This window comes from Arthrobacter globiformis (genome assembly GCF_030817195.1).
GTDB lineage: Bacteria > Actinomycetota > Actinomycetes > Actinomycetales > Micrococcaceae > Arthrobacter > Arthrobacter globiformis_D.
Genome location: NZ_JAUSYZ010000001.1, coordinates 964,153 through 987,117 on the forward strand (window position 1 = coordinate 964,153; position 22,965 = coordinate 987,117).

Here is a 22,965-nt window from a genome sequence, read left to right on the forward strand (position 1 = left end):
TCACCCGTGGAGTGACCTGTATGCCGCGGCCGCTGCGGGATGCAACGGTATGCCGGCAGTGTTGATGAGGGTCTCGGGGCTGAGGAACTGCACGCCAAGGCTGGACTCCGGTATCAGTTCTCCGGCGTAGTGCACCAGCAGGTCCACGGTCCGCTTCACCGTGTCGTGGTCCAGGTCCTCACGGCAGAGCAGGAGGTTGGCGGCTCCCACCGTCCACACCGCGGGAACCCCGGGGTAGCTGCCCGCGGGAATGAGTACGCGGTCATAGTAGGCGCCATATCGCTGCCGCAGCCGCGGTAGCAGGGCTGACAGGTCCAGCAGCGCCAGCGGCACATCCTGTTGAGCGGCGGCAATGGCGGCGGTGGGCACGCCGCCCGACCAGAACAGTGCATCCACCGACCCTGCCTTCAGCGCGGCAAGGCCGTCATTCAGCCCCAGGCTCATGACGACGACGGCCCCCGCCGTGGATCCCGCACCTTCCGGGGATGTGTTCAGGCCGGCCGCTTCCATGAGCCGGGGGGTGGTCAGCGACGTTCCGGATCCGGGCTGCCCCACGGCGACCCGGCGGCCGGCGAGCTGCGAAAAGCTGCGGATCCCGCTGTCTTTCCGCACCACGCAGTGCACGTAGTTTTCGTAGACCTTCCCGAGCGCCGCCACCTTTACGGGCCTATGCGGCAGGCTGTTCTGCTGAGCGGTGGAATCGGCAAGAGCCACCGCAAAGGTGGCCCTGCCAGCCAGCACCTCAGCCAGGTTATCCAGGCTGCCGCCGGTGGGGAGCGCCTTGGCGTGGTCGGCCACCCCGTGCCGTTCCAGCGACGCTGCCAGGAGGGTGGAAAATTCCAGGTAGAACCCGCCCGACTCGCCGCCCGCGACGGTCAGCAGGCCGGGACGGTTCTGGCCGGTGCATGAACCCAGGGCAGGCGGCAGGAGCGCCAGAAATCCACTCGTCAGGCCGGCCTTTAGGACAGCCCGCCGCGGCAGGGCCGCCGGCAGCCCAGCAGCCTCAGGCATCGGGACGGTCCGTCCCGGGGGCCGGCGCGTGAGCAGGGGCACGGAATTCGATCCGGGCCGCCAAGCCCCGGGGTTCGGCTTCGGTCAACACCAGCCGGCCACCGTTGGCAGCGGCGAGCTTACCCACAATGGTCATTCCCAGGCCGGTGCCGCGGACTGTGGAATGCCGCTGTGCCCGCCAGAACCTGGTGGTTGCGGCGGCGCGTTCCTCGGCGGAAAGTCCTGGCCCGTCGTCGGAAATCTCCACTGTCACGGTGTCCGGATGTACTCGGACCGCTGCCATCACTGTTGCCTCGGGGGCGTACTTAATCGCGTTGTTGAGGAGTTCTGCAACCATTTGCGCCAGCTCCGCGGGATGGCAGGCCACCAGCACAGGCGGCTGGGGCGGTTCTGCCAGGACCAACCGTGAACCGGCTCGCTGCGCGGCGGCCCCTGCCCGCTCCACTTCCCCCTGCAGGACGGGATAAGGGTCCACCGGCCCGGGAGCTTTTCCGGAGGGGGAACTGCTGAACGGCCGGGCCGAGTCTTCAGATACCCGGTGTTCGGCCGCGGCCAGTTTCAGCACGCCGTCCAGGATCTCCTCCACGCGTTCCAGCTCTGCCAGGGCGCTGGCCGCGGCGTCATGCTCCCGGGCAGTCTTCAGCTCAAGCTGGAGAACGTCCAGGCGCAGCCGCAGGGCCGCTATCGGGTTGCGCAGCTGGTGGGACGTGTCGGCTATCAGCTGGCGCTGCGATTCGATACTGGCACTCACGGTCTGCGCCATTGCAGTGAACGACCTGCTCAGTTCCCGCAGCTCCGGCGGCCCCTCCTCCGGCAGCCGCCCGGCCCGTCCGGTTTCCTCAAGCTCGGTGACGGCTGCGTTCAGCCGGTGCACGGGGCGCAGCACCCAGCCCGTTACGCGGGCGGCACCAAGCAGCAGTACGGCCGCGAGGACAGCCGCGGCAGCAGCCACCACCACCCACCGTTCCAGCAGCTTCTGCCGGGCCGTACGGAGGTCCACGTCCATGACCACGGCGCCCAGAACCTGGCTGGCACTGCCGAAGGAGCGGGAAATGACTTCTGAGCCGGAGCTGAAGGGCTGCAGCGTGGCGAGGGACGTGTCATTGAGGTTGAGCTGCGCCCGGGTCAGCGCCTCCCGTACATCAGCACTGTCTTCACTGAGTCCGCCCGAGCGCGCGGTGCCCTGCTGGAGCCGGACCACAATGCCTTCTCCGTACAGTCCGGAGTAGGTGTCCATCTCTCGCTGCAGCCGCGACGTGTCACCGTCCCCGGCCGCTTCATAGGCCACCTGCGCCAGCCGGTTCAGTGAGGCCACCCGGTTTATCTGGAGTTCCTGGGTGAGTTCCCTGGCAGCGGAGGTCAGTATGGTGCCGGACACCAGGAAGACCAGCAGCAGACAGAGCACGCTAAGGATGCCGAGAACACGGAGCCTCACACCGGATCCGCTTCGATCCGGTAGCCCACGCCGCGGACATTGATGATTAAGCCGGGTTTCTGCAGTTTCGCCCGCAGCCCCGTCAGGTGCACGTCAAGTGACCGTGAGGAAGCCAGAAAAGCATCGCCCCACAGAGCGTCAAGGATCTGCTCCCGGGTGACCACGGACCCTGCATGGCGGGCCAGAAGGGCCAGGAGCTCGAACTCGGTGGCGGTCAGCGGCACCATTTCCCCCGCCCTGGTGGCTGCCCGCCGGTCCAGGTCGATTTCCAGGTCGTCCACGACGACGGTATGCGGCGCGCTCCCGCTGCTGCGCCCGGCACGCCTTGTGACAGCTTCGATCCGCGCCAGCAGTTCCACGAGCTTGACCGGCTTGACCAGATAGTCATCAGCACCGGAGCGCAGCCCGAGCACCACGCTGCGCTCGTCGTCGCGCGCAGTGAGGATCAGGATGGGGCAGTCGGTCACCTGACGAAGTTTCCGCAGCACATCCAGCCCGTCCATGTCGGGCAACCCCAGGTCCAGGAGGATCACCTCGAACCTGCGGTGCGTCAGGAGCGCATCAGCTCCGCGGGACACCCGTGTGGTCTTATGCCCGGCGGTGGCGACGGCTGCGGTCAGAGCGCCAGCCATGGCGTCGTCGTCCTCGACGATGAGCACTTCCATGGGCATGTCCCTTGTACGTTGATGCAAAGCCCGGCTGCTGAATCCGAGCGCGCAGTCCCGCAGCAAGAGCCGGCCCGTGCGCCCGGCCGCATAGTCCCTTCTGGAGATTACCGCTTTGCCAGCTTTTTCGCCCGCCGCAGGAGCAGACCCGCCTGCGGCAACCGCAAACCCGCCCCGAAACCTAAGGAAGTGTTAGGAAATCCCGTTCGCGTTGGTAGTGCGCTGGATCACCCCTAGTTTGGATAGGGTCCTCCGCGCTTCCGGGAGGCCGTTCTTGCTAAGGAAGGTTCATCGATGAGCACCCAGCACGCCGCGCCGCTGAATGAGGCAGCACAAACCCGCCGAGCCGTCGGCAACATCCTCAAAGGCTCCGCCGGAAACCTCGTGGAGTGGTACGACCTCTACGTCTACACCGTCTTCGCCGCTTACTTCCAGGCCCACTTCTTCAACTCCAAGGATGAACTCCAAGCTGGCCTGGAAGCGATGGCGGTGTTCTCGACGTCGTTCCTGATGCGTCCCATCGGCGCTTGGTTCTTCGGCCGGTACGCCGACCGCAACGGCCGGAAAGCGGCCCTGACCCTCAGCGTGACCCTGATGTCCGCCGGATCCTTTGCCATCGCCGTGCTGCCCACCACGCAGCAGGTCGGCGTCTGGGCCCTGGTGCTGCTGATCCTCATCCGCCTGGTCCAGGGCTTCTCCGTGGGCGGCGAATACGGTACCAGCGCCACCTACATGTCGGAGGCGGCCACCTCCAAACGCCGTGGCTTCTTCTCCAGCTTCCAGTACGTGACACTGGTGGGCGGCCAGATGCTGGCACTGCTGGTCCTCGTGATCCTGCAGAACGTCCTGGGCAAAGACATGCTCAACGAGTGGGGGTGGCGCATCCCGTTCGCCATCGGCGGCGTTGCTGCACTCGTCGTCCTCTGGCTCCGCCGGTCCATGGAAGAGACCGTCTCCGCAGACCAGATCCAGGCCGCCCGGGTTCCGGCCGCGGGCGAGGCGCAGCCGGGCACCATGAAGTTGCTTTTCACCCGGCACTGGAAGCCTCTGCTGGTCTGCATCGGCATCACTCTGGGCGGCACGGTTGCGTTCTACACCTACACCAACTTCATCCTGAAGTTCATGAACGATACGTCCGGCATCGCCAAAACGGACACGTCCGTGATCAACTTCTGGGCGCTGTTCATCTTCATGCTGCTCCAGCCCGTCTACGGCATCATTTCCGACAAAGTGGGCCGCAAGCCGCTGCTCCTCTGGTTCGGCATCACCGGCGTGCTCTTCACCTGGCCGCTGCTCTCCACGCTGTCCAACACCAAAGACCCCTTCACCGCCTTCCTGCTGATGATGGGCGGGCTGCTGATCGTCGGCGGTTACACGTCCATCAACGCCCTCGTGAAGGCGGAACTGTTCCCCGCCTCCATCCGCGCCCTCGGCGTCGGGCTGGGCTACGCGATTGCCAACTCACTCTTCGGCGGTACGGTGCCGCTGCTCGGCGCTGCCTTCCAGAAGGCCGAGCGCGTGGATCTCTTCTTCACCTACGTCACCGTGGCCATTGCCATCTCGCTGGCGGTTTACGTCTTCTGCCTGCGGAACAAGAAGTCCACCCACCTGGACCACGAACAGGGCCACGCCTGGTCGGCGGACCGCAAGGACGACGATAAGGACCTCGTGGACGCCTAGCGTCCAGGCGGCAAAGCTCCCAAGAGAGTACGGCGGCGGGTGGCCGGCAACGCGGTTCCGTACGGGGCGGGCCGGGCTCCCGCCGTCGTCGTCTGTCCGGCCCGCGTTCAGGCTGCCCTACTATATTGGGCCCTGTCAGTTGATCAACCTGTCAGCTGTCCCAGACGTTCGCGGGAGTATGCACTCATGGCCAAGGAACTCGCAGTCCAGCTCATTGAACAACTCCAGGCTGCCGGTGTGCAGCGGATCTACGGGATTGTGGGCGACAGCCTGAACCCCATCGTCGACGCGGTACGGCAGACCGGCGGAGCGGCCAAAGGCGGCATTGACTGGATCCATGTCCGGCATGAAGAGGCCGCAGCCTTCGCCGCCGCTGCCGAAGCCCAGCTGACAGGGAAGCTTGCCGTGTGTGCCGGCTCCTGCGGCCCCGGCAACCTGCACCTGATCAACGGCCTATACGACGCGAACCGCTCCGGCGCACCAGTTCTGGCCATCGCATCGCACATCCCGAGCAAGCAGATCGGCAGCGGCTTCTTCCAGGAAACCCATCCGGACCGGATCTTCAACGAATGCTCCGTCTACTCGGAGCTGATCAGCACGGCGGAACAGGCGCCGCGGGTGATGCACAGCGCGGTCCAGCACGCCGTGGCATTAGGCGGCGTCGCCGTCGTCACCCTTCCCGGCGACATCGCCGGGCTGGAGGCCACAGGCGAAACCCCGCTGCCCGCAAAGTTCCGGCCCGCCACGCTGACGCCGGCACCGGAAAGCATCCGTGAGCTCGCCGATGCCATCAATGCGGCGGGCAAGGTTGCCATTTTTGCCGGCGCGGGCACTCAGGGAGCCCATGACGAGGTCATTGGGCTCGCGGAACTGATCGGTGCGCCGGTCGGCCACACGCTGCGGGGCAAGGACTTCCTGCAGTACGACAATCCCTACGACATCGGCATGACCGGGCTGCTGGGGTATGGCGCCGCGGCGGAAGGGATCGAGGACGCGGACCTGCTGATCCTGCTGGGCACCGACTTTCCGTATGACCAGTTCCTGCCCGGCACCCGGACCGCCCAGGTGGACCGCGCCGCCCACCGGCTGGGCCGGCGGACCGACGTCGACATTGCCGTCCATGGCGACGTGCTGCCCACGCTCACCGCTCTGTTGCCCCTGCTGGAACGCAAAAAGAGCCGCCGCTTCCTCAACCAGATGCTCAAGAAGCATGACCGGCTCATGAACAAGGCCGTGGGCGCCTACACCCGCAAAGTGGAGAAGAAGCAGCCGATCCACCCGGAATACGCGGCCTCGCTCCTGGACCAAGTGGCGGCCGAGGACGCGATCTTCACGGCGGATACGGGGATGTGCAATGTCTGGACTGCCCGATACATCAATCCGCTGGGCACCCGCCGGCTGATCGGCTCCTACCTGCACGGCTCTATGGCCAATGCACTGCCGCACGCGATCGGGGCGCAGCTGGCGTACCCCGGACGGCAGGTCATCTCGGTTTCGGGCGACGGCGGCCTGTCCATGCTTCTCGGCGAGCTCATCACCGTGGCCGCGCACCGGTTGCCGGTCAACGTGGTGGTCTTCAACAACTCCACCCTGGGCATGGTCAAGCTGGAGATGCTGGTGGACGGCCTGCCGGACTTCGGCGTGGACGTGCCCGACGCGGACTACGCCGCCGTGGCCCGTGCCCTCGGCTTCCATGCCGTCCGGGTCACGGATCCCGCCCGGATCGAGGACGCCTACCGCGAGGCCTTCGCCCATCCGGGGCCGTCGCTGGTCGAGCTCATCACGGATCCGAAGGCATTGTCGATTCCGCCGAAAATAACTGGCTCGCAGGTCCTGGGGTTCGCCACCGCCATGTCGAAGGTGGTCCTGAACCGTGGCGCCGGTGAGGCCGTGAGCATGGCGCGCAGCAACCTCCGGAATATCCCGCGGCGCTAGTGTGCGGGCGGTTGTGCGCGGGGCGGCAGGTTCCCGAGGACGACGGCGGGCCGGCCCGCCGTCGTCCGCTCCCGCCGTCGGCCGCGTTCGATGGCGGGGTGGTACAGGCAGCGGTTAAATGTGGGAGCGTCGGAGGGTGAGACCAAACCGACGGCAAACCGTGACCGGCCAGGCATCGATACTGTCAGCGGCCGCTGGTTGACTGTGGACATACGGTGTTCGCCGGATGAGCCGAGGACTGCAATGAACAGGATTCGAATGGCCAAGATGGTGGCGGCCTCGGCCGCGGTCGCACTCGCAACGGCGTGCTCGGCGCCGGTGCCGGAAATGTTGAAGGCCAACGGCGTGGAGCGGGTTTCGGTGGATGGCACGGCGTTCGCCGCCGAGTTCCGCGCGTTCCGGGACTCCGCCCTGGGGCTTGGCCAGGCACTGCAGGCCGACGGCGGCAACGGTTCAGGCGGGAACGTGGTGTCCTCGCCCGGAAGTCTGCTGGTTGCACTGGCGATGCTTCGAGCCGGCGCATCCGGGGAAACGGCTGCCGAGCTGGACTCTGTGCTGGGCCTTCCGCTGGATCAGCGCGATGAGGCCATGAATGCGCTGCTCGCCTCCTTGGCGAAGTTCGACGGTGATCCCGGCGCCGTGGACGAGGGCAACCCGCCGCGGAGGCCTGTGATGCATGCCGCCAACGGATTGTTCGTGGACAAGGACGTGCCAACCGGTGAATCATTCCTCACCACGCTGGCAAGGCATTACGGAACCGGCGTTTATCCGGTGGATTTCAGCGACGAGGGCGCCACCAAGCCCGCGATCGATGCCTGGGTGGACAGGAACACGGGCGGCCGGATCAAGGAAGCGCCCGCGAAGTACGACCCCCGGAACACGTTCAGCCTGCTCAATTCTCTGTACTTTGCGGCGGCCTGGCAGACCCCGTTTGACCCGGGCTCAACGTCGGATTTGCCCTTCACCCTCGCCGGCGGCGAGCAAATCGACGTCCCGGCCATGCACACCCTGCTGGAGATGAAGTACGCGGAGGGGGCAGGCTGGCGGGGTGTGGACCTCCCGTATGCTGAGGGCTTCGTGATGCGTCTGGTCCTGCCGGACGCCGGGGCGGATGCCTTATCCAGAGGGTCGCAGCTCACGGAAATCGCGAATTCCATGGACAGCGCACCCCTGGAGACCGTGCAGATTCAGCTGCCCCGCTGGGACCACAAATGCAGCTTCGACCTGCGCACGGTTCTGGAAGCCGCCGGACTGCACAAGACCCTCACCAGCACTGAGGACTTCAACGCGATCCAGCCGAAAATGACCATCACGCAGGCGGCGCAGACCGCCAACATCACGGTGGCCGAGAAGGGAACCGTGGCTGCCGCGGTAACCCAGATCAACGGCATGGTGACGAGCGCGCCACCCCGGCCCGAGCGGACCATCGATTTCGACCGGCCGTTCCACTATCAGATCGTGCACCTTGAAACCGGATTGCCTCTTTTCATGGGAACAGTGGCCGACCCCCGCTCCTGACCAAACGCTTCCTCAGGTCCTGCAGCCAAAACCGGAACCCTTCCTCAAACGGTGAGGAAGGGTTCCGGATTTTTTGCGAAAGGTGAGGAAGCGTCCCCGCCAAGGCCTAGCGCGGACCGCCTTGCCAGAGGGCGTCGAACGGGGCGCCGGAGGCCACGCGGTTGCGGATGCCCGCTGTCACGAAGTCCTTCGCAGTCCGCGCTGCCTCCAGCGGCGTAGCTCCCTTGGCCAGCTCCGCCGTAACAGCCGCAGCCAGGGAGCAACCGGCTCCGGAGACAGCCACCTCGCCCACCTTTGGCGCAGTCAGGACCTCGAGGGTTTCGCCGTCGTAGAAAACGTCGACGGCGTCGAGACCGGACAGGCGAACGCCGCCCTTGGCCAGCACCGCGGCTCCGCTCAGCTCGTGGATGCGAATTGCCGCGGCCTTGAGGGACTCGACGTCGGTAATCTCCAGGCCGGACAGCGACTCGGCCTCGAAGTGGTTGGGCGTGACGAACGTGGCCAGCGGCAGGATCTGCGCCTTGAGTGCCTGGTCCGTGTCCAGGGCGTGGCCGGGCTCCTGGCCTTTGCAGATCAGCACCGGGTCCAGGACAACGTTGCTGAATGCGCCCGAAGCCAGAGCGGTGGCCACGGTCGAGATGGTGGCCGGGCTGCCCAGCATGCCGATCTTCACGGTGTCCAACACGGAAGGCGCGCCGGAAGCGGCACCGTAGGCCGCCGTCGTTGCTTCCAGCTGGTGCGCGATGACTTCCTGATCCACGGGCACGAAGCGGTGGTTCCAGTCATTCTTCGGGTCGAACGAGACGATGCACGTGAGGTTGGCGATGCCGAAAACGCCGAGTTCCTGGAACGTCTTCAGGTCGGCCTGGGCTCCAGCGCCGCCGGTCGCCTCCGAGCCGGCGATGGTCAGGACGACGGCGGGAGCGGCGGTGGTGCCGGAAACGGCGTCGGACGCGGTATCGGACGCCAAAGCGGTGGAGTCAAACGCGGTAGAAGTCATGCCCCCATCCTGCCACCGGCCGCGCGGCGCCGGCATTGTGCTCATGAACAGTTTGACCACGACGGCGGGTGGCCGGCCCCGGCGGTGACCTTTGGGTCCCCGGGGCGGCAGCCCGCCGTCGTCGTCCCCGGGGTTTTGCGTACGTGAGACTGCCCTTCCCGGTGCGGGCAATGGTGGGAGAATGAAGGGCGGTTTCGGCCAGCCGGCGGGACCGGTCCAGTGCTAATACAGCCGGCTGCCATCTCCGTTCGTGGGGACGCAGGCAGCCGAGCGAACCACTACGAATGGAAAACCATGACTACCGCCCAGTCCTCCGTGCCGAAAGCAGCGCCGAAATTCGCCTCAATCGGGTCCCCCTACTTCGGCATCATGCTTGCGGTCATGGCCGTGGTGCTGATCCTGTCCAATATCGGGGCCTCCAAGGGCGTGGCGCTGGGTCCAATCGTCACGGATGGCGGCTTCTTCCTGTTCCCGCTGGCCTACATCCTGGGCGACGTCATCAGTGAGGTCTACGGCTTCAAGGTGGCCCGGAAAGCCATCGTCACCACGTTCGCCCTGTCGGTCTTCGCCGCGATTTGCTACTGGGTGATCATTGCGCTGCCTGGCTTCGACGACGACTTCGGCACCGCCAAACAGGCCGCCCTCGAAGGCGCTATCGGCCCGGTTCCACAGATTGTGCTTGCCTCGCTCCTTGCGTTCTTCGCCGGGCAGACCATCAACTCGTGGATCCTGGTCCGGATGAAGGCCCGCACCGGGGAGAAGTCGCTGTGGGCCCGCATCATGAGCTCGTCCGTGGCCGGGGAATTCGTGGACACGCTGATTTTCTGCAGCATCGCGGCCTCGGTGATCGGCATCAGCGACTTTGGCATGTTTGCGAACTACGTGCTGGTGGGCTTCCTCTACAAGACCCTCGTGGAGTTCCTCTTCGTCCCCGTGACCGCCTTGGCCATCGGCTGGGTCAAGAAGCGCGAACCGAGCTACGGGGCGTAGGAACCCCGGGTAGGCTATGCGTGGGCCCGCCCAGCCCGGCCGCCGCGAAATCGCCGGAGCCGCGGCTCAGGAGCTTCAGGTGTAGTACCGGCCGAGCGTCTCGGCTTTGAACTCGAAGAAGTCGCCGGACTCGATCGCCAGCCTGGCGTCGTCCACCATCTTCACCACGAAGCGCTCGTTGTGGATGGAGATCAGCGTGGCGGAGAGCATCTCCTTGGCCTTGAACAGGTGGTGGATGTAGGCCCTCGAATAGTTCAGGCACGCGTAGCAGTCGCAGCCCTCCTGCAGTGGGCCGAAGTCGCGCTTGTACTTGGCCCCGGAGAGGTTGAAGCGGCCGTCGGGCGTGTAGAACGCCGAGTTGCGGGCCACGCGGGTGGGGGAGACGCAGTCGAAGGTGTCGGCGCCGTTCTCGATGGCCGTGAAGATGTCGTCCGGCTCGGAGATGCCCAGCAGGTGCCGCGGCTTGTTCTCGGGCAGTTCCTCGTTGCACCAGCGGACGATGGTGCCCAGGTTCTCCTTCTCAAGGGCTCCGCCGATCCCGTAGCCGTCGAAGGCCATGGCGCCGAGGTCGCGGCAGGCCTTGCGGCGCAGGTCCTCGTACTGGGCGCCCTGGATCACGCCGAACAGGGCCTGGTACGGCTTGCCGGCCCGCTCGGCCGTGAGCCGGAAATGTTCCTCAAGGCAGCGAACCGCCCACAGCCGCGTTCGTTCCAGCGACTCCTCCTGGTATCCCCGCGAGTTCTGCAGCGTGGTGAGCTCGTCGAACGCGAACATAATGTCCGCGCCGATCTGGTGCTGGACCTGCATGGAGATCTCGGGGGAGAAGCGGTGCCGGTCCCCGTTGAGGTGGCTCTTGAACCAGACCCCGTCGTCGTCGATGTGGGCCAGGCGCTCCTTGCCGGGGGCCACGGCATCGTCCGGTCCGGAGGTGTCCACGGACTTCATGTCGATGACCTTTTTGAACCCCGAGCCCAGGCTCATCACCTGGAAGCCGCCGGAATCGGTGAAGGTGGGCCCGGGCCAGTTCATGAACGCGCCGAGGCCGCCGGCCCCGTCCAGGACCTCGGGGCCGGGCTGCAGGTACAGGTGGTAGGCGTTGGCCAGCAGGGCCTGGGCGCCGAGTTCGGCCATGGACTCCGGAAGCACGGACTTCACCGTGGCCTTGGTTCCGACGGCGATGAATGCCGGCGTTTGGATCTCGCCGTGCGGCGTGGTGATGGTGCCGGTCCGGCCCAGGAACCCGCCTCCGTTGGCGGCCACCTGCTCGGGGGTAGGGTTGCATGTTTCGGTGAGACGCTTGCCCACCCGGAAGGAGAACTCCGACTGGCGGGCGGCCGGCACCGGTACAGAAGTGGAAGGTGATTCAGGATTGGCTGGCACGGTTCAAGTGTGCCAGCTAACAGCGGCGAACCTTCACTGGATGGGTTCTGATGTGGGGTAGTTCTCAGAGCGCCAGTCGTCCCAGAGGGAGCGGATCGTTTCCATGCTGTGGGCGCCCAGATCGTAGAGCGAGATGATCACCATCGAGCCGCCGTCGGGCCTTTTCTCGGGGATCACGGGCTGGTCAGCCACAATCAGCAGGCCCTCCCCGTGCTCCGCGTAGCTGTGTACGGTGATCCCCACCTGGTGGTTGGTCTTGTGCCAGACCCTGCCCGAGACCTCCTCGCCGGTGCCCAGGGTCAGCGAGTACTCTTCACCGGGGGCGGGGATGTCCTTGAGCCCGAGTTTCTCGATGGCGGAGCCGCCCGAGCCGGGGACGGAGAAGTAGCAGGTGCGGCGCTTCCCGTGGGGATGGCGCTCCACCGCGAACCGCAGCTGCTGCAGGAAGATCAGCCACCCCTGGGTGATGTCCTCGTCCCACGCGGCCCATTCGGAGTTGTGGTCCACACCGGCGCGGGTGACGCTGACCTCAGTTCCCGTGGGGACGGGCTTCAGCGTGAAGATGTCGCCGTTGTTGACCGTCAGGGAGGTGTGGTCCGGCCCTTCGACCACGTTCTTGCTGAAGTAGATCTCATTGATTTCTGCCGCCAGCTCGTCGGCTTCCCAGCCGTGCCATTGCGCAACTTTTGAGGGTTCACGCAGCATCGTCCAAATCTGTGGGGCGTCGGAATTGATCACAACGCTGAGATTGTTGGTCATGGCCTGAATCTACAACTTGGGCGCGACCCGGGCTAGAGGAATTTCCGGCGGAAACGGGCAGCCGTACCGCAGGGCCGCTTAGCCCCGCACGGACTCCAGTTCGTTCGCAATCCGCCGCTCCAGCTCCGATGCGCTGATGGTCTGCGATCCGCCGTGGGCGCGCAGGAACAGCAGCGATTCCAGCCGCAGCAGCCGCCACTCGCGCTCGGCCTCGTGGTTGGAGTTGTCGATGGAGCGGAAAATCTCTTTGTCGTACAGGTTCGGCTCGTTCAGTGAGCGCTGGCGGACCCGGGCCTGCATCCGCGCCTTGAACGGGTCCGTCTCCTGGTTGTCCGGCGCCCGAAGCAGCTTCTCATACACTGCGGCGCGGTCCTTCTGGCCCGTCTGCCGGCACACGTAGCTGGACAGCGCGAGCGACGCCTCCACCGACCCCCAGCGCCCCGGGTTGCCGTCGAAGGGAAGGACGTTCAGCAGGTCGGCCACGGCCAGCGACGCCTCGGCGTCCTTGAGCATGACGAACAGCTCATGCGCGAGGTCGCTCAGGTCCTTGAGGCAGCTGCCGGACTTGGTGTTGATGCCCTTGACCAGCTTGTCGGCCAGCAATTGCACGCCCACGGAGTCCGGATGGGCCTCCGCCACGGCTTCCACCACGGATTCAGGCGTTCCGGAGGGCACCGGGATCAGGGCCAGGTCCTCCGCGCTGGGGCCGACCACCGCCGGGGTGGTGGACGGCAGCGGAGGGACGACGACGGCGGCAGGCGCCGTCCGCGCAGTCTCCCCAACTGCTTCGTTCCCCACGACGGAAAGGGGAGCGCCGGCGTCGGACGCCTGGGCATCCGCCCTTTGGGCGCCGCCGTCCGCCTCTTGGGGGGCGCCGTCCGCGCCGGCGCCGTCTGCGGTGGCGGCATCTTCGACGACGGCAGCAGTCTTTACAGCGGCAGTGGCGGCGGCTTCCGGGGACGCGAAGTCGTCAACCGCGGGTCCGGGGATGCGGACGGACGAGCCGGCAGCGATGCGCAGCGTGCCGCCGCCGGTGAGGGTCGCAAGGATGATGGCGGGGCTGCCGAAATCATCGGTTTCGACTTCCACGGAGTGGATTTCCGCGGACCGCTCGCCGTCCGGCAGGAGAAGGTGGTCGCCCGCCCGCAGAGAGCCCGCCTGCTGTTCACGGTAGGTCTTGGCAGCTGCAGGGTGGTTCATCGGGAGTCCTTAAGTTCTCTTGCGGTCCGCCCAACAGTCTACAAAGGAGAGGGTGCGAAGTCCGGGAGGCGCGGGCGCCCGGGCGTCAGCTGCCGACGCCGGCGTAGGCCAGGGCCTGCCGCACAAGGGCACCGCGGCCGCCGCTGAACTCCAGCTGCACGCCGTCGCTAAGCACTTCCTGGGGCGTCATCCAGGTCAGCTCCAGCGCGTCCTGGCGGGGTTCGCATTCACCGGTCACGGGGATGATGTAGGCCAGTGATACGGCGTGCTGGCGGTCGTCGGTGAACCCTGTGTGGGAGGGGGCCGGGAAGTATTCGGCCACGGTGAACGGCGCCGGGCTGATGGGGAGCTGGGGGAATGCCAGCGGGCCGAGGTCCTTTTCCATGTGGCGCAGCAGGGCAGCGCGGATGGTCTCGCGATAGAGCACCCGGCCGGAGACGAGGGACCGGACCATGGTGCCGTCCTCGTCCGCCTGCAGGAGCGTGCCCACCTCATTTACAAACCCGAGTGGATCCAGCCGGACCGGCACCGCCTCCACATAGACCATCGGGAGCCTGCCTCTGGCTTCGAAGAGATCCTCGTCCGAAAGCCAGCCGGGGTTGGGGTCAGGGGTGCGCACGTTCATGAGTCATTTTTACCCCATCGCCACAGGTCCGGCCGCCGAGGCGTGGGATCGCGGCCCTTGGCGGCGGGCAAAACGACGAGATCCTGCCACTCGATTTGCCGCTCCGCGCCGCCTCTCTGCGCCGCAGCGGCGCGCCGCAGCGGCGCGCCGAAGCGGCGCGCCGCCCGGGGCTACGACGGGCGCCGGGCGGAGATCCAGAGCGGTGCCCGCTGTGCCGCCGCGCCGTCATTGTCCGGGTGCGGCACATGAAGGGTGCGCCCGAACGCCTCCTCGGTCAGCGTCACTTCGTGGCCCGCGGCTGTGAGGCGGTCCCGCAGGGCGTCAAGGTCCCCGGCGTACTCGAACCCGAGTCCTGCGTGCGCCGCGCCGGTGCCGGGCCGCGCCATCAGCACACCGCCGTTCTTGGCGGTGAAGTCGGCAGTTTCGTCGTCGTCCGGGACGGGCCGGAACCGTGCTCCAATGTCCCGCAGCGCCTGGGCAGCGGCCGTCACGTCCTCGCTGAACCAGACCTCCACCACGGCCAGCGCCGGATCCGCATCCGCACAGCCGGCCCCGTGGGCGGCCTTGTCGGCGAAGAAGCTGAAACCGTCCGCGCCCGTGATCCGGCAGGAGTCGCCGTGGTCCGCGCGGACAAGCTCGGCGGACGAGGAGTCAGATTCCGCGCCGGACTGGTTGGTGCGCCGGGCAAACTCCTCGAGGTCGCCGACCTCCACGCCAAAGTGCGTGACGCCGTCTTCCGCAGCGCCCGGTTCGGCCTGGTGCAGCGCCAGTCTGCCGGCTCCGGCGTCGTACTCCCGCCAGGAGCCCTCGTCGGTGGTTTTTATCATCCCCAGGTCGGTGAGGAGCCGCTCCCAGGGGTCAACCCGGGACGTGAAGTGGATGGGGCGGACACGAAGCATGCTCTCTCCTCGAACTCGAAACACCTGGATCCCGAAAACGGCGCCGACATGGCCATGATGCCACGTCTTGAATCGCGCGGCACCGGGTTGAATCACGCAGCGCTGGAGGCAGAATAGGCGCATGGCCGTTGAACTCGAGGAACTGCTGGTGACCGATGCCGCCGCATGGCGGACATGGCTGGAATCCCACCACAGCGACAGCCCCGGCGTCTGGCTGGTCCTGCACAAGAAGGGCGGCAACGTCACTGAACTCGATTACGACGCCGCCCTGGACGAGGCACTCTGCTTCGGCTGGATCGACGGCCAGGTCAAAAAGCGCGACGGCGGCAGCTACCTCCAGCGCATGACCCGCCGGGGGCCCAAGAGCCCCTGGTCGGAACGGAACGTGGGCAATGTGGCCCGGCTTGAGGCAGAAGGGAAGATGACGGTCCCGGGACGTGCCGCCGTCGACGCCGCCAAGGCCGACGGCCGCTGGGAGGCCGCCTATTCAGGACAGGCGACGGCGGAGGTCCCGGCGGATCTGGCCGCCGCCATTGCCGCCGTGCCCGAGGCACAGGCCATGTTCGACGTGCTGACTTCGGTGAATCGCTACGCGCTGATCTACCGCACCAATTCGGTCAAGCAGGCCTCCACAAGGGAGCGGAAGATCGCCGGATTTGTCGAGATGCTGGCCCGCGGCGAGACGCCGTACCCGCAGAAGAGGCGCCCGGTGCAGAATCCCGCTGGTTGAGCTTGTCGCTTCATTCCGCTGGTTGAGCCTGCCGAAACCCGGCGCCGAGCGTCCTGGTAAGGGGCATCGAAAAGGCCGCCCGCGCTAAAATTGGGAGCAACTCCCAACACGAACGGCGAACATGCAGCGGTTTTCCCTACGCACGCCCGGCCCCCGCGCGCGGTGGATTGCGGTGGCCGTGGCCCTGGCTCTGGTGCTCGCCGCGGCCGCGGTGATCGGCCTGGCCGGGCGTTCGGGCGACGGCGGAACGCAGGGCGGACTCCAAGGCGGTGGCACCCAAGGCAGCAGCACCCAGAGCGCAGCTCCGAAGTCGTTCACCCGGCCGGAGGGCACGTCGCAGTTCAGGCCCTCCTATCACCTCACTCCGGCCAAGGAATGGATGAACGATCCGCAGCGGCCGTTCCTGCTGGACGGGGTGTGGCACTACTACTACCTCTACAACGCGGACCACCCCGAGGGGAACGGCACCGAATGGTTCCACGTCACCAGCACCGATCTGGTGCACTGGAAGGACGAAGGCGTGGCCATCGAGAAGTTCAAGAACGGCCTCGGGGACATTGAGACCGGCAGCGCCGTGGTGGACCAGGACAACACCGCCGGCTTCGGCAAGGGCGCCGTGGTCGCCGTCATGACCCAGCAGGACAAAGGGGTGCAGCGGCAGTCCCTGTTCTACTCCACGGACAAGGGCTACACGTTCAAGGCCGCTGACGGGAATCCCGTGATGGACAACCCGGGCAAGGAGCACTGGCGCGACCCGAAAATCATCCGCGACGAGGCCCGGGGACAGTGGGTCATGGCGTTGGCCGAGGGGGAAAAGATCGGCCTGTACACCTCGCGGGACCTCAAAGACTGGCGCTATGCGTCGGGCTTCGAGCGGAAGGGCCTGGGGATCCTCGAATGCCCTGACCTCTTCCAGCTCGATGCCGACGGCGACCCCGCCAAGCGGACCTGGGTCCTGGCAGCCAGCGCGAACGGCACCGCGGAAGGCCGGACCACCGGGGTGGCCTACTGGACCGGGGCCTTTGACGGGACCACGTTCACCCCCGCGGATGACAAACACCAGTGGCTCGACGCCGGCGCCGACTTCTATGCAGCCGTCACCTGGGACGATCCCCGGCTGCCGGAAAACGAACGGATGGCGTCCCGCCACGCGATCGGCTGGATGAACAACTGGACTTATGCCCGGCAGCTGCCCACGACCGACTGGCAGGGCGGTGCCGACTCCATCGTCCGGGACATCCGGCTGAAAACCGTGCAGGGCCGGCCCACGCTCGTCTCCACCCCCACTCCCGCCCTGTCGGCGCTGGACGGCGAAGCCAAGACGGTAGACGGCAGGGCGCTGACCCCGGAGGCCGCCGGCGGGCTTCCCGAGCCCGCAGGTGGTGCCTACCGGCTGGACGTGACCCTGGAGCGTGCAGCGGGCGACGACGGCACGGAGGCCCTGCTGAAACTGGGCAGCGGCGGCTCGGACTTCGCCACGGTGGGCTACAACTTCGAGGCAGGCACGGCATGGGTGAGCCGGACGGCAGTGGTGCCCGGCGCTGATGCCCTCGGACCTGTGTTCACGGACCGGCGGAGCGCGCAGAGCCCGCCCCGCAACGGCAGCGCGCCGGCGAGGGGCAGCGTGGACCTGACCATTTTCGTCGACTATTCCTCGGTGGAGGTCTTCGTGAACGGCGGCGAGCAGACCCTGACGTCCGTCGTGCTGCCCAGGTCAGGCCAGCCGGCGGCCAGCGCCGCCACCGCCGGCGGAAAGCTGACACTGAAGTCGTTCAAGTACACCCCGCTGGCCACCGTGCTGACGGCGCGGTAGGCAAAGCGGCGCAGGTCAGTCCGACTCGAGCGGGAAGGCCACCGCTTCCCCCACCACGCGCAGGCACAGTTCCGTGCCTGGCTGCGCAATGGACGCATTCCAGTGGCGGATGGTGATCACCTCACCGCCGCCGGGATAGCGGTGGTCGGGCATGGCACCGGCCAGCTTGGGCGGCACCGCGAGCTTCAGCCGCACGGTGGTTTCGGGGCCGAAGTAGTCGGTATCCACCACCACGCCGCGGATCGGCCCGTCCTCGGCGATCCGGATCTGCTCCGGACGCAGCATGAGCTGGACGCGGCCCTGCGCGGGCGGGCGCCGGACGGGGATCCCACCCAGCGAGCAGGTGGCCAGCGAGCCCTCCATCCACGCATCGAGGATCACCGCATCGCCCAGGAACTCGGCCGTGGCACGGTCCGCCGGCCGGGTGTACACCACGAACGGGTTGCCGATCTGTGCCAGCTTGCCGCCCCGCATGACGGCCACCTGGTCCGCGAAGGAGAGCGCCTCGGCCTGATCATGGGTGACGAGGATGGTGGTCACCCCGGCCTCGTTGAGGACCTTGGCCACCGCCCGCCGGGTGGCGACGCGCAGCCCGGCATCCAGGGCGGAGAACGGCTCATCCAGCAGCATCAGTTCGGGCTCGCGGGCCAGCGCCCGGGCCAGGGCGACACGCTGCTGCTGGCCGCCGGAAAGCTGGTGCGGCCGGCGCTTGGCCATGGCCGTGTCCAGCGACACCATCTCGAGGAGTTCGTTGACCCGGGCGTTGACCGCGCGCCGGCCGCCGTCGAGCTTTGCGGCACTGAGTCCGAACGCGATGTTCTGTCCGACGGTCAGGTGCGGGAACAGGGCGCCGTCCTGGGCCACGTAGCCGACGTGGCGCTTGTGCGCCGGCTTCCACACACCGTCGCCTGCCACCGGGGATCCGTTCAGCGAGATGCTGCCGGTGCCCGGGTGTTCAAAGCCGGCGATAAGCCGGAGCAGGGTGGTTTTTCCCGAACCCGAGGGGCCCACGATCGCGGTGGTTCCGCCCTTGGCCACGGACAGGTTCACGCCCTTGAGGACGGCCTGCGAGCCGAAGTTCTTGGTGACGGCGTCGATCTCCAGGTGGCTGTTGGTGCTCGGCGCCACGGACGGTGAGATGCGTGGTTCCGGGAGCCTGGACGGGGATTGTTCGGTCACTGTCCCGCTACTTTCTTGGACTGCTGGAAGAGCAAATAGGTCATGGGCGCCGAGATCACGATCATGAGCAGCGCGTACGGCGCCGCGCCCGCGTAGTCGATTTCGCTGCTCTTGCTCCAGAACTCGGTGGCGAGGGTCCTGGTTCCGTTGGGGGAGAGCAGCAGAGTGGCGGTCAGCTCGTTGGCGATGGCGAGGAAGACCAACGCCGCACCGCCGGCCGCCGCGGGGGCGGTGAGCCGGAGCGTCACGCGGATGAAGGACAGCAGGGGAGGCGTGCCCAGGGCCTGGGCGGCCTCATCCAGTTCCTTGGGGGCCTGGGCCAGGCCGGCGCGGATATTCACCAGCGCGCGCGGCAGGAACAGGAGGACGTAGGCGGCGATCAGGACGCCCGCCGTCTGGTAGACGCCAGGGACCAGCCGGATGCTGACGGTGACGAAGGCCAAGGCCACCACGATGCCCGGCATGGAGCTGGTGACGTAATTGGAGAGTTCAAGTGCCTTGCTGAACCAGCTGGCGTGGCGAACGGCGAGGTACGCCATGGGGAAGGCGACAACGGTCGTGGCCGCCGCGCCGGCCAGCCCGTACAGCAGGGTCTGCCAGAGGGCCGGAACGAACTCGTCGGCGGCCCAGATTTCCGCCCCGCCGGCAAGGATCCAGCGCAGCACGAACAGCAGCGGGAGCCCGAAGGCAAGCAGGGTCAGCGCGAGCAGAGCCAGCTGGGCCGGCGCCTGGTAGCTGTGCAGGGGCAGGCGCAGGGCCTTTGCCTGTGCGCCGGATCCAACGCGGGCGTACCGGGCGGTGCCGCGGCTGCGCACCTCAACGAGGAGCAGGACCAGGCAGAAGAACACCAGCACGCTGGCCAGCATGGTGCCCGCCGCGCCGTTGAACGTGGACTGGTACTGCACCATGATGGCGGTGGTGAACGTGTCGAAGCGGATCATCGCGAAGGCGCCGTACTCGGCCAGCAGGTGCAGCGCCACCAGCAGTCCGCCGCCCGTCATCGCAATCCGGAGCTGCGGCAGGACCACCCGGAAAAACGCCCGCCAGGCTCCCAGTCCAAGGGACGCAGCCGACTGCTCCACGGCAGGATCCAGCCGGCTGAGCGTCGCGGCAGCGGGAATGTAGACCAACGGGAAGTAGGAGAGCGTGGCGATGAGCACGCCCGAAAACAGGCCGTGCAGGGACGGCACGGCGGAAACCCACGCATAGCTGTTGACGAACGCGGGGATGGCCAGCGGCGCCGCGAGCAGCACCGCCCACACCTTCTGCCCGCGCAGCGTGGTCCGTTCCACGAGCCACGCCCCGCCCACACCCAGGATGAGGCACAGCGGCACCGTGAGCACTATCAGGAGCACGGTGTTGAGCAGCAGTTCGCCAACGCGCGGCCGCACGATCAGTTCAAGGGCGGTGTCCCAGCCCGTGGCCGCGGTCATGACCGCGACGTAGCCGAGCGGGACGAGGGCGAACAGGGCGATCAGCATCGCCATGACGGCTACCGCGGAAACGCCGAAAGGCGGGCGGGGGCGCTTGCCCCGGCCCGCCGTCGTCGTGCTTCCGGATGTCTCCGGCGCCGATACTTGCGTGGTCACAGAATTAGAGCAGTCCTGCCTTGGTCATCAGTTCGGTGACCTTCTCGGAGTTCAGCTTGGCGGGGTCCACGGCGGGAGCCTCGAGTTCCTTGACGGGAACCAGCTTCTCGTTGGCGGGGACGCCGGAGGCGATGGCGTATTCGAAGGACGTGCCCTTCTGCAGGACTTCCTGGCCCTTCTTGCCGGTGATGAACTTCAGGAAGGCCTGGGCGTTTTCAGCGTTCTTCGAGGACTTCAGCACGCCGCCGCCGGAGACGGACAGGAACGCGCCCGGGTCCTGGTTCTTGAAGTAGTACGGCGTGACGTTCTTGGAGTTCTCGCCCGTCTTCGCCTGGTCGCCGTAGTAGTAGTAGTGGTAGATCAGCGCGGCGTCGACCTCGCCGGCGTTCACCGCCTTCATGGCGGTGCTGTTGCCCTTGTAGGCAGTGAAGTTTTCCTTCATGCCCTTCAGCCATTCCTCGGCAGCGGCTTCACCCTTGAGCTCAACGAGCGCGGAGACGATGGCCTGGAAGTCAGCGCCGCTGGGGGAGGCTGCCCACTTGCCCTTCCACTCCGGCTTGGCCAGGTCAAGCATGGACTTCGGCAGCTTGTCCTCGGTCAGCTTGGACTTGTCGTAGACCAGGACGGTGGAACGGGCTGCAATGCCGGTCCACTTGTTCGTGCTGGGGCGGAACTCCGCCGGAACCTGGGCGATGGTGTCCTTGTTGACGTCGGCGAACAGGCCGGCGTTCTCCACCTGCGCCATTGCGGGGGAGTTTTCAGTGAGGAAGACGTCCGCCGGTGAGGCCGCGCCTTCCTGGACGATCTGGTTGGACATCTCGGTGTCGTCACCTTGGCGGAGCGTCACCTTGATGCCGGTTTCCGCCGTGAAAGCATCCACCCATTCCTTGGTGAGGCTTTCGTGCTGGGCGTTGTAGACCGTGATCTCGCCCTTGGAGGCGTCAGCGGAAGACGTGGCAGCGGGGGAGGTGCTGGAGCCGCAGGCCGAGAGGCCGAGGGCTGCGGTGGCGGCAATCGCGATGCCGGCCAGCGCGTTGATGCGGATCTTCATCGGGGTGCTTCTTTCTGCAAAAGTCTCGTGGGCGAGGCCCTTCGTGAGCTGGGGAAGTTAGGTAAAGCTCACTCGAAAAACTGTAGGTTAGCCAAACCTAAGCACCAAGCGATAGTGGCGTTTAAGTGAGGAGGATCACATCAATTACGACACTGTTGCGTGTCCTATTTACCTGATTGCCGCACGTTACCTGATTGCCGCACGTTCGCTGACGCGGACGCCGCGGCTTCCAGTGCCATCCAGGCCTGAAGCTGGGTGGAAAGTTCGACGGCGGCACCCCGCGGGTAGGTGCCGCCCGCTGGCCGCCTCGGTTCGAAAGAGAAGATGGGGTCCCCCGCCCGGCCGTGCCGGGCCAGCGGCTCGCCTGCCGCAATCGGCCGGCGGCCGGACCAGAGGGCGCCGGCCGTTCCGGTGACCAGCCCGGCGGCGGCGGTCCGGACTTCCCGCGGCAGCCGTTGGTCGTTGGCGGCCAGCGCCAGGTAGCCGGTGAGGATGCCGGTAAACAGCCCGCCATCGCCGGTACCGTCGCAGCGGAGGACCATGGGGTTGGCGGGGTTGGCGGCGGCAGCCTCCGGCAGGGTGAGGTGTGTTGCCACGGCGCGGACCACGGTTGCGGCGCGTTCCAGGTTGGCGGTGCCGCCGAGTTCCAGCAGGGCGCCCAGGACGGGCCCCTGGTTGTACGTGTAGATGGCGTCCTCCAGCACGGTCTCCCCGGTGTTGCGGACCCGGATCCCGTCCAGGTAGAGCCCGCGGGCGGGGTCGAACAGCCGCGCATCCAGCCAGTCGAGCAGGGCCTGCGCCTTGGCGGTGTTGCCCGTGCGTGCATAGTAGAGCGCCACCGGTGCCGTGGCGGGGGTGTTCTTGAAGTCCCGCTTGGTGCTCCAGAACGTGCCGCCGCCCAGGTCGTCGGTGGATGCCGAGTCGAACTGCAGCGTCAAACTCTTGCGGATTCTCTCCTGCCGCCGGGGGCTGGGCCTGCGGCTCTCCTCGGCCAGCCCCTCCAGCCGGAGCGTGGACAGGGCCAGCCAGGCCATGTCGTCGTAGTAGTGGTTGACGAACGTCAGGAAATTCCGCAGCCGGATGCCGGTGACCAGCCGTGACGCGAGCTGGCCGGCGCTGGGGCGGCTGGCGCCGTCGAACTTTTCCGGCGGGCGCCCCGCCCTCCCAAGTTCCCGAAAGCCGGCGTCTACCAGGCAGTCCAGGTAATGTGCTTGCCACCAGTAGTGCCATGGGCGGCGGAGGTTCTCGATGCGGCCGGACGGCCGGGCGGTGGCGGCGATGTGTGTCCCGGGCAGGAAGAACAGCCGCTGGCCGAACAGGTGCGTTACCGACCGTGCGGCAACGTCGGCCCGCTCTGCCCAAGCCGTCGCAGAGGCGGGCATGGCATCCGGGGTGGCGTCAGCATCTGGCTGGGTCATGCGGCCAGCCTAGCGAACTGCCTGGCGGCGGGCGTGGGGCATGGAGGTGGGCGGCCTGGCGGACCATGCGCCGAGGGATGCATCCGCC

General features: G+C 67.0%; 19 protein-coding genes. 6 read left to right on the top strand and 13 right to left on the bottom strand.

The window, feature by feature from the left end:
• Genes QF036_RS04525 through QF036_RS04535 form a run of 3 tightly spaced genes read right to left on the bottom strand, consistent with a single transcriptional unit; the run spans nucleotide 1 to nucleotide 3,111 of the window.
• Nucleotides 1–1,011 (bottom strand): TAXI family TRAP transporter solute-binding subunit, encoded by a 1,011-nt coding sequence (locus QF036_RS04525; RefSeq protein WP_307099610.1) that lies wholly within the window; start codon nucleotides 1,009–1,011, stop codon nucleotides 1–3.
• Complete coding sequence (locus tag QF036_RS04530; RefSeq protein ID WP_307099611.1) at nucleotides 1,004–2,446, bottom strand: sensor histidine kinase; 1,443 nt, start codon at nucleotides 2,444–2,446, stop codon at nucleotides 1,004–1,006. Before QF036_RS04530 ends, QF036_RS04525 begins: the two co-directional genes overlap by 8 nt.
• Nucleotides 2,443–3,111, bottom strand: a complete 669-nt coding sequence (locus QF036_RS04535) for a response regulator transcription factor (protein ID WP_307099613.1) — start codon at nucleotides 3,109–3,111, stop codon at nucleotides 2,443–2,445. The genes QF036_RS04530 and QF036_RS04535 overlap by 4 nt, the downstream gene beginning before the upstream one ends.
• A gap of 294 nt (nucleotides 3,112–3,405) precedes the next feature.
• Between QF036_RS04535 and QF036_RS04540 the strand changes: the two genes are divergently transcribed.
• From QF036_RS04540 to QF036_RS04550, 3 genes are all read left to right on the top strand, one after another.
• A complete protein-coding gene (locus tag QF036_RS04540; RefSeq protein ID WP_307099615.1) occupies nucleotides 3,406–4,791 on the top strand; it encodes an MFS transporter in 1,386 nt (461 codons plus the stop codon).
• Between the two features lie 186 nt (nucleotides 4,792–4,977).
• Nucleotides 4,978–6,726 carry a pyruvate dehydrogenase gene (locus QF036_RS04545; protein WP_307099617.1) on the top strand — a complete coding sequence of 583 codons (1,749 nt, stop codon included), beginning with the start codon at nucleotides 4,978–4,980 and terminating at the stop codon, nucleotides 6,724–6,726.
• 243 nt (nucleotides 6,727–6,969) lie between these two features.
• Entirely contained in the window at nucleotides 6,970–8,244 is a 1,275-nt protein-coding gene (locus QF036_RS04550) for a serpin family protein (RefSeq protein WP_307099619.1), read from the top strand.
• Nucleotides 8,245–8,350: 106 nt separating this feature from the next.
• Here QF036_RS04550 and QF036_RS04555 read toward each other — a convergent pair whose 3' ends face one another.
• Complete coding sequence (locus QF036_RS04555; RefSeq protein WP_307099621.1) at nucleotides 8,351–9,244, bottom strand: hydroxymethylpyrimidine/phosphomethylpyrimidine kinase; 894 nt, start codon at nucleotides 9,242–9,244, stop codon at nucleotides 8,351–8,353.
• Between the two features lie 294 nt (nucleotides 9,245–9,538).
• Between QF036_RS04555 and QF036_RS04560 the strand changes: the two genes are divergently transcribed.
• Nucleotides 9,539–10,234: a queuosine precursor transporter gene (locus QF036_RS04560; RefSeq protein WP_307099623.1), complete on the top strand. Its 696-nt coding sequence runs from the start codon at nucleotides 9,539–9,541 to the stop codon at nucleotides 10,232–10,234.
• A gap of 75 nt (nucleotides 10,235–10,309) precedes the next feature.
• Here the strand turns inward: QF036_RS04560 and tgt are convergent, their stop codons facing one another.
• The 5 genes from tgt to QF036_RS04585 all read right to left on the bottom strand — a co-directional run bounded on the left by tgt (nucleotide 10,310) and on the right by QF036_RS04585 (nucleotide 15,097).
• Nucleotides 10,310–11,614, bottom strand: a complete 1,305-nt coding sequence (gene tgt, locus QF036_RS04565; protein WP_307099624.1) for a tRNA guanosine(34) transglycosylase Tgt — start codon at nucleotides 11,612–11,614, stop codon at nucleotides 10,310–10,312.
• A 33-nt stretch (nucleotides 11,615–11,647) separates the two neighbouring features.
• Nucleotides 11,648–12,373 (bottom strand): SRPBCC domain-containing protein, encoded by a 726-nt coding sequence (locus QF036_RS04570; RefSeq protein WP_307099626.1) that lies wholly within the window; start codon nucleotides 12,371–12,373, stop codon nucleotides 11,648–11,650.
• A 78-nt stretch (nucleotides 12,374–12,451) separates the two neighbouring features.
• Nucleotides 12,452–13,573 carry a DUF6707 family protein gene (locus QF036_RS04575; protein ID WP_307099628.1) on the bottom strand — a complete coding sequence of 374 codons (1,122 nt, stop codon included), beginning with the start codon at nucleotides 13,571–13,573 and terminating at the stop codon, nucleotides 12,452–12,454.
• Nucleotides 13,574–13,658: 85 nt separating this feature from the next.
• The gene (locus QF036_RS04580) at nucleotides 13,659–14,198 is read right to left on the bottom strand and encodes an NUDIX hydrolase family protein (RefSeq protein ID WP_307099631.1); all 540 of its coding nucleotides are present in this window, start codon (nucleotides 14,196–14,198) and stop codon (nucleotides 13,659–13,661) included.
• A gap of 170 nt (nucleotides 14,199–14,368) precedes the next feature.
• The gene (locus QF036_RS04585; RefSeq protein WP_307099633.1) at nucleotides 14,369–15,097 is read right to left on the bottom strand and encodes a VOC family protein; all 729 of its coding nucleotides are present in this window, start codon (nucleotides 15,095–15,097) and stop codon (nucleotides 14,369–14,371) included.
• Nucleotides 15,098–15,218: 121 nt separating this feature from the next.
• Here QF036_RS04585 and QF036_RS04590 point away from each other — a divergent pair, with 121 nt between their 5' ends.
• Both QF036_RS04590 and QF036_RS04595 read left to right on the top strand, forming a co-directional pair.
• Nucleotides 15,219–15,827 (top strand): YdeI/OmpD-associated family protein, encoded by a 609-nt coding sequence (locus QF036_RS04590; protein WP_307099635.1) that lies wholly within the window; start codon nucleotides 15,219–15,221, stop codon nucleotides 15,825–15,827.
• 121 nt (nucleotides 15,828–15,948) lie between these two features.
• A complete protein-coding gene (locus tag QF036_RS04595; protein ID WP_307099638.1) occupies nucleotides 15,949–17,640 on the top strand; it encodes a glycoside hydrolase family 32 protein in 1,692 nt (563 codons plus the stop codon).
• 15 nt (nucleotides 17,641–17,655) lie between these two features.
• Here the strand turns inward: QF036_RS04595 and QF036_RS04600 are convergent, their stop codons facing one another.
• The 4 genes from QF036_RS04600 to QF036_RS04615 all read right to left on the bottom strand — a co-directional run bounded on the left by QF036_RS04600 (nucleotide 17,656) and on the right by QF036_RS04615 (nucleotide 22,877).
• Complete coding sequence (locus QF036_RS04600; RefSeq protein WP_307099640.1) at nucleotides 17,656–18,819, bottom strand: ABC transporter ATP-binding protein; 1,164 nt, start codon at nucleotides 18,817–18,819, stop codon at nucleotides 17,656–17,658.
• Nucleotides 18,816–20,408, bottom strand: coding sequence for an ABC transporter permease (locus tag QF036_RS04605; RefSeq protein WP_307099642.1), 1,593 nt, complete (start codon nucleotides 20,406–20,408; stop codon nucleotides 18,816–18,818). Before QF036_RS04605 ends, QF036_RS04600 begins: the two co-directional genes overlap by 4 nt.
• A gap of 4 nt (nucleotides 20,409–20,412) precedes the next feature.
• Nucleotides 20,413–21,459 carry an iron ABC transporter substrate-binding protein gene (locus tag QF036_RS04610; RefSeq protein WP_307099644.1) on the bottom strand — a complete coding sequence of 349 codons (1,047 nt, stop codon included), beginning with the start codon at nucleotides 21,457–21,459 and terminating at the stop codon, nucleotides 20,413–20,415.
• 164 nt (nucleotides 21,460–21,623) lie between these two features.
• A complete protein-coding gene (locus QF036_RS04615; protein WP_307099645.1) occupies nucleotides 21,624–22,877 on the bottom strand; it encodes a glycoside hydrolase family 76 protein in 1,254 nt (417 codons plus the stop codon).
• Between the last annotated feature and the right edge of the window lie 88 nt (nucleotides 22,878–22,965).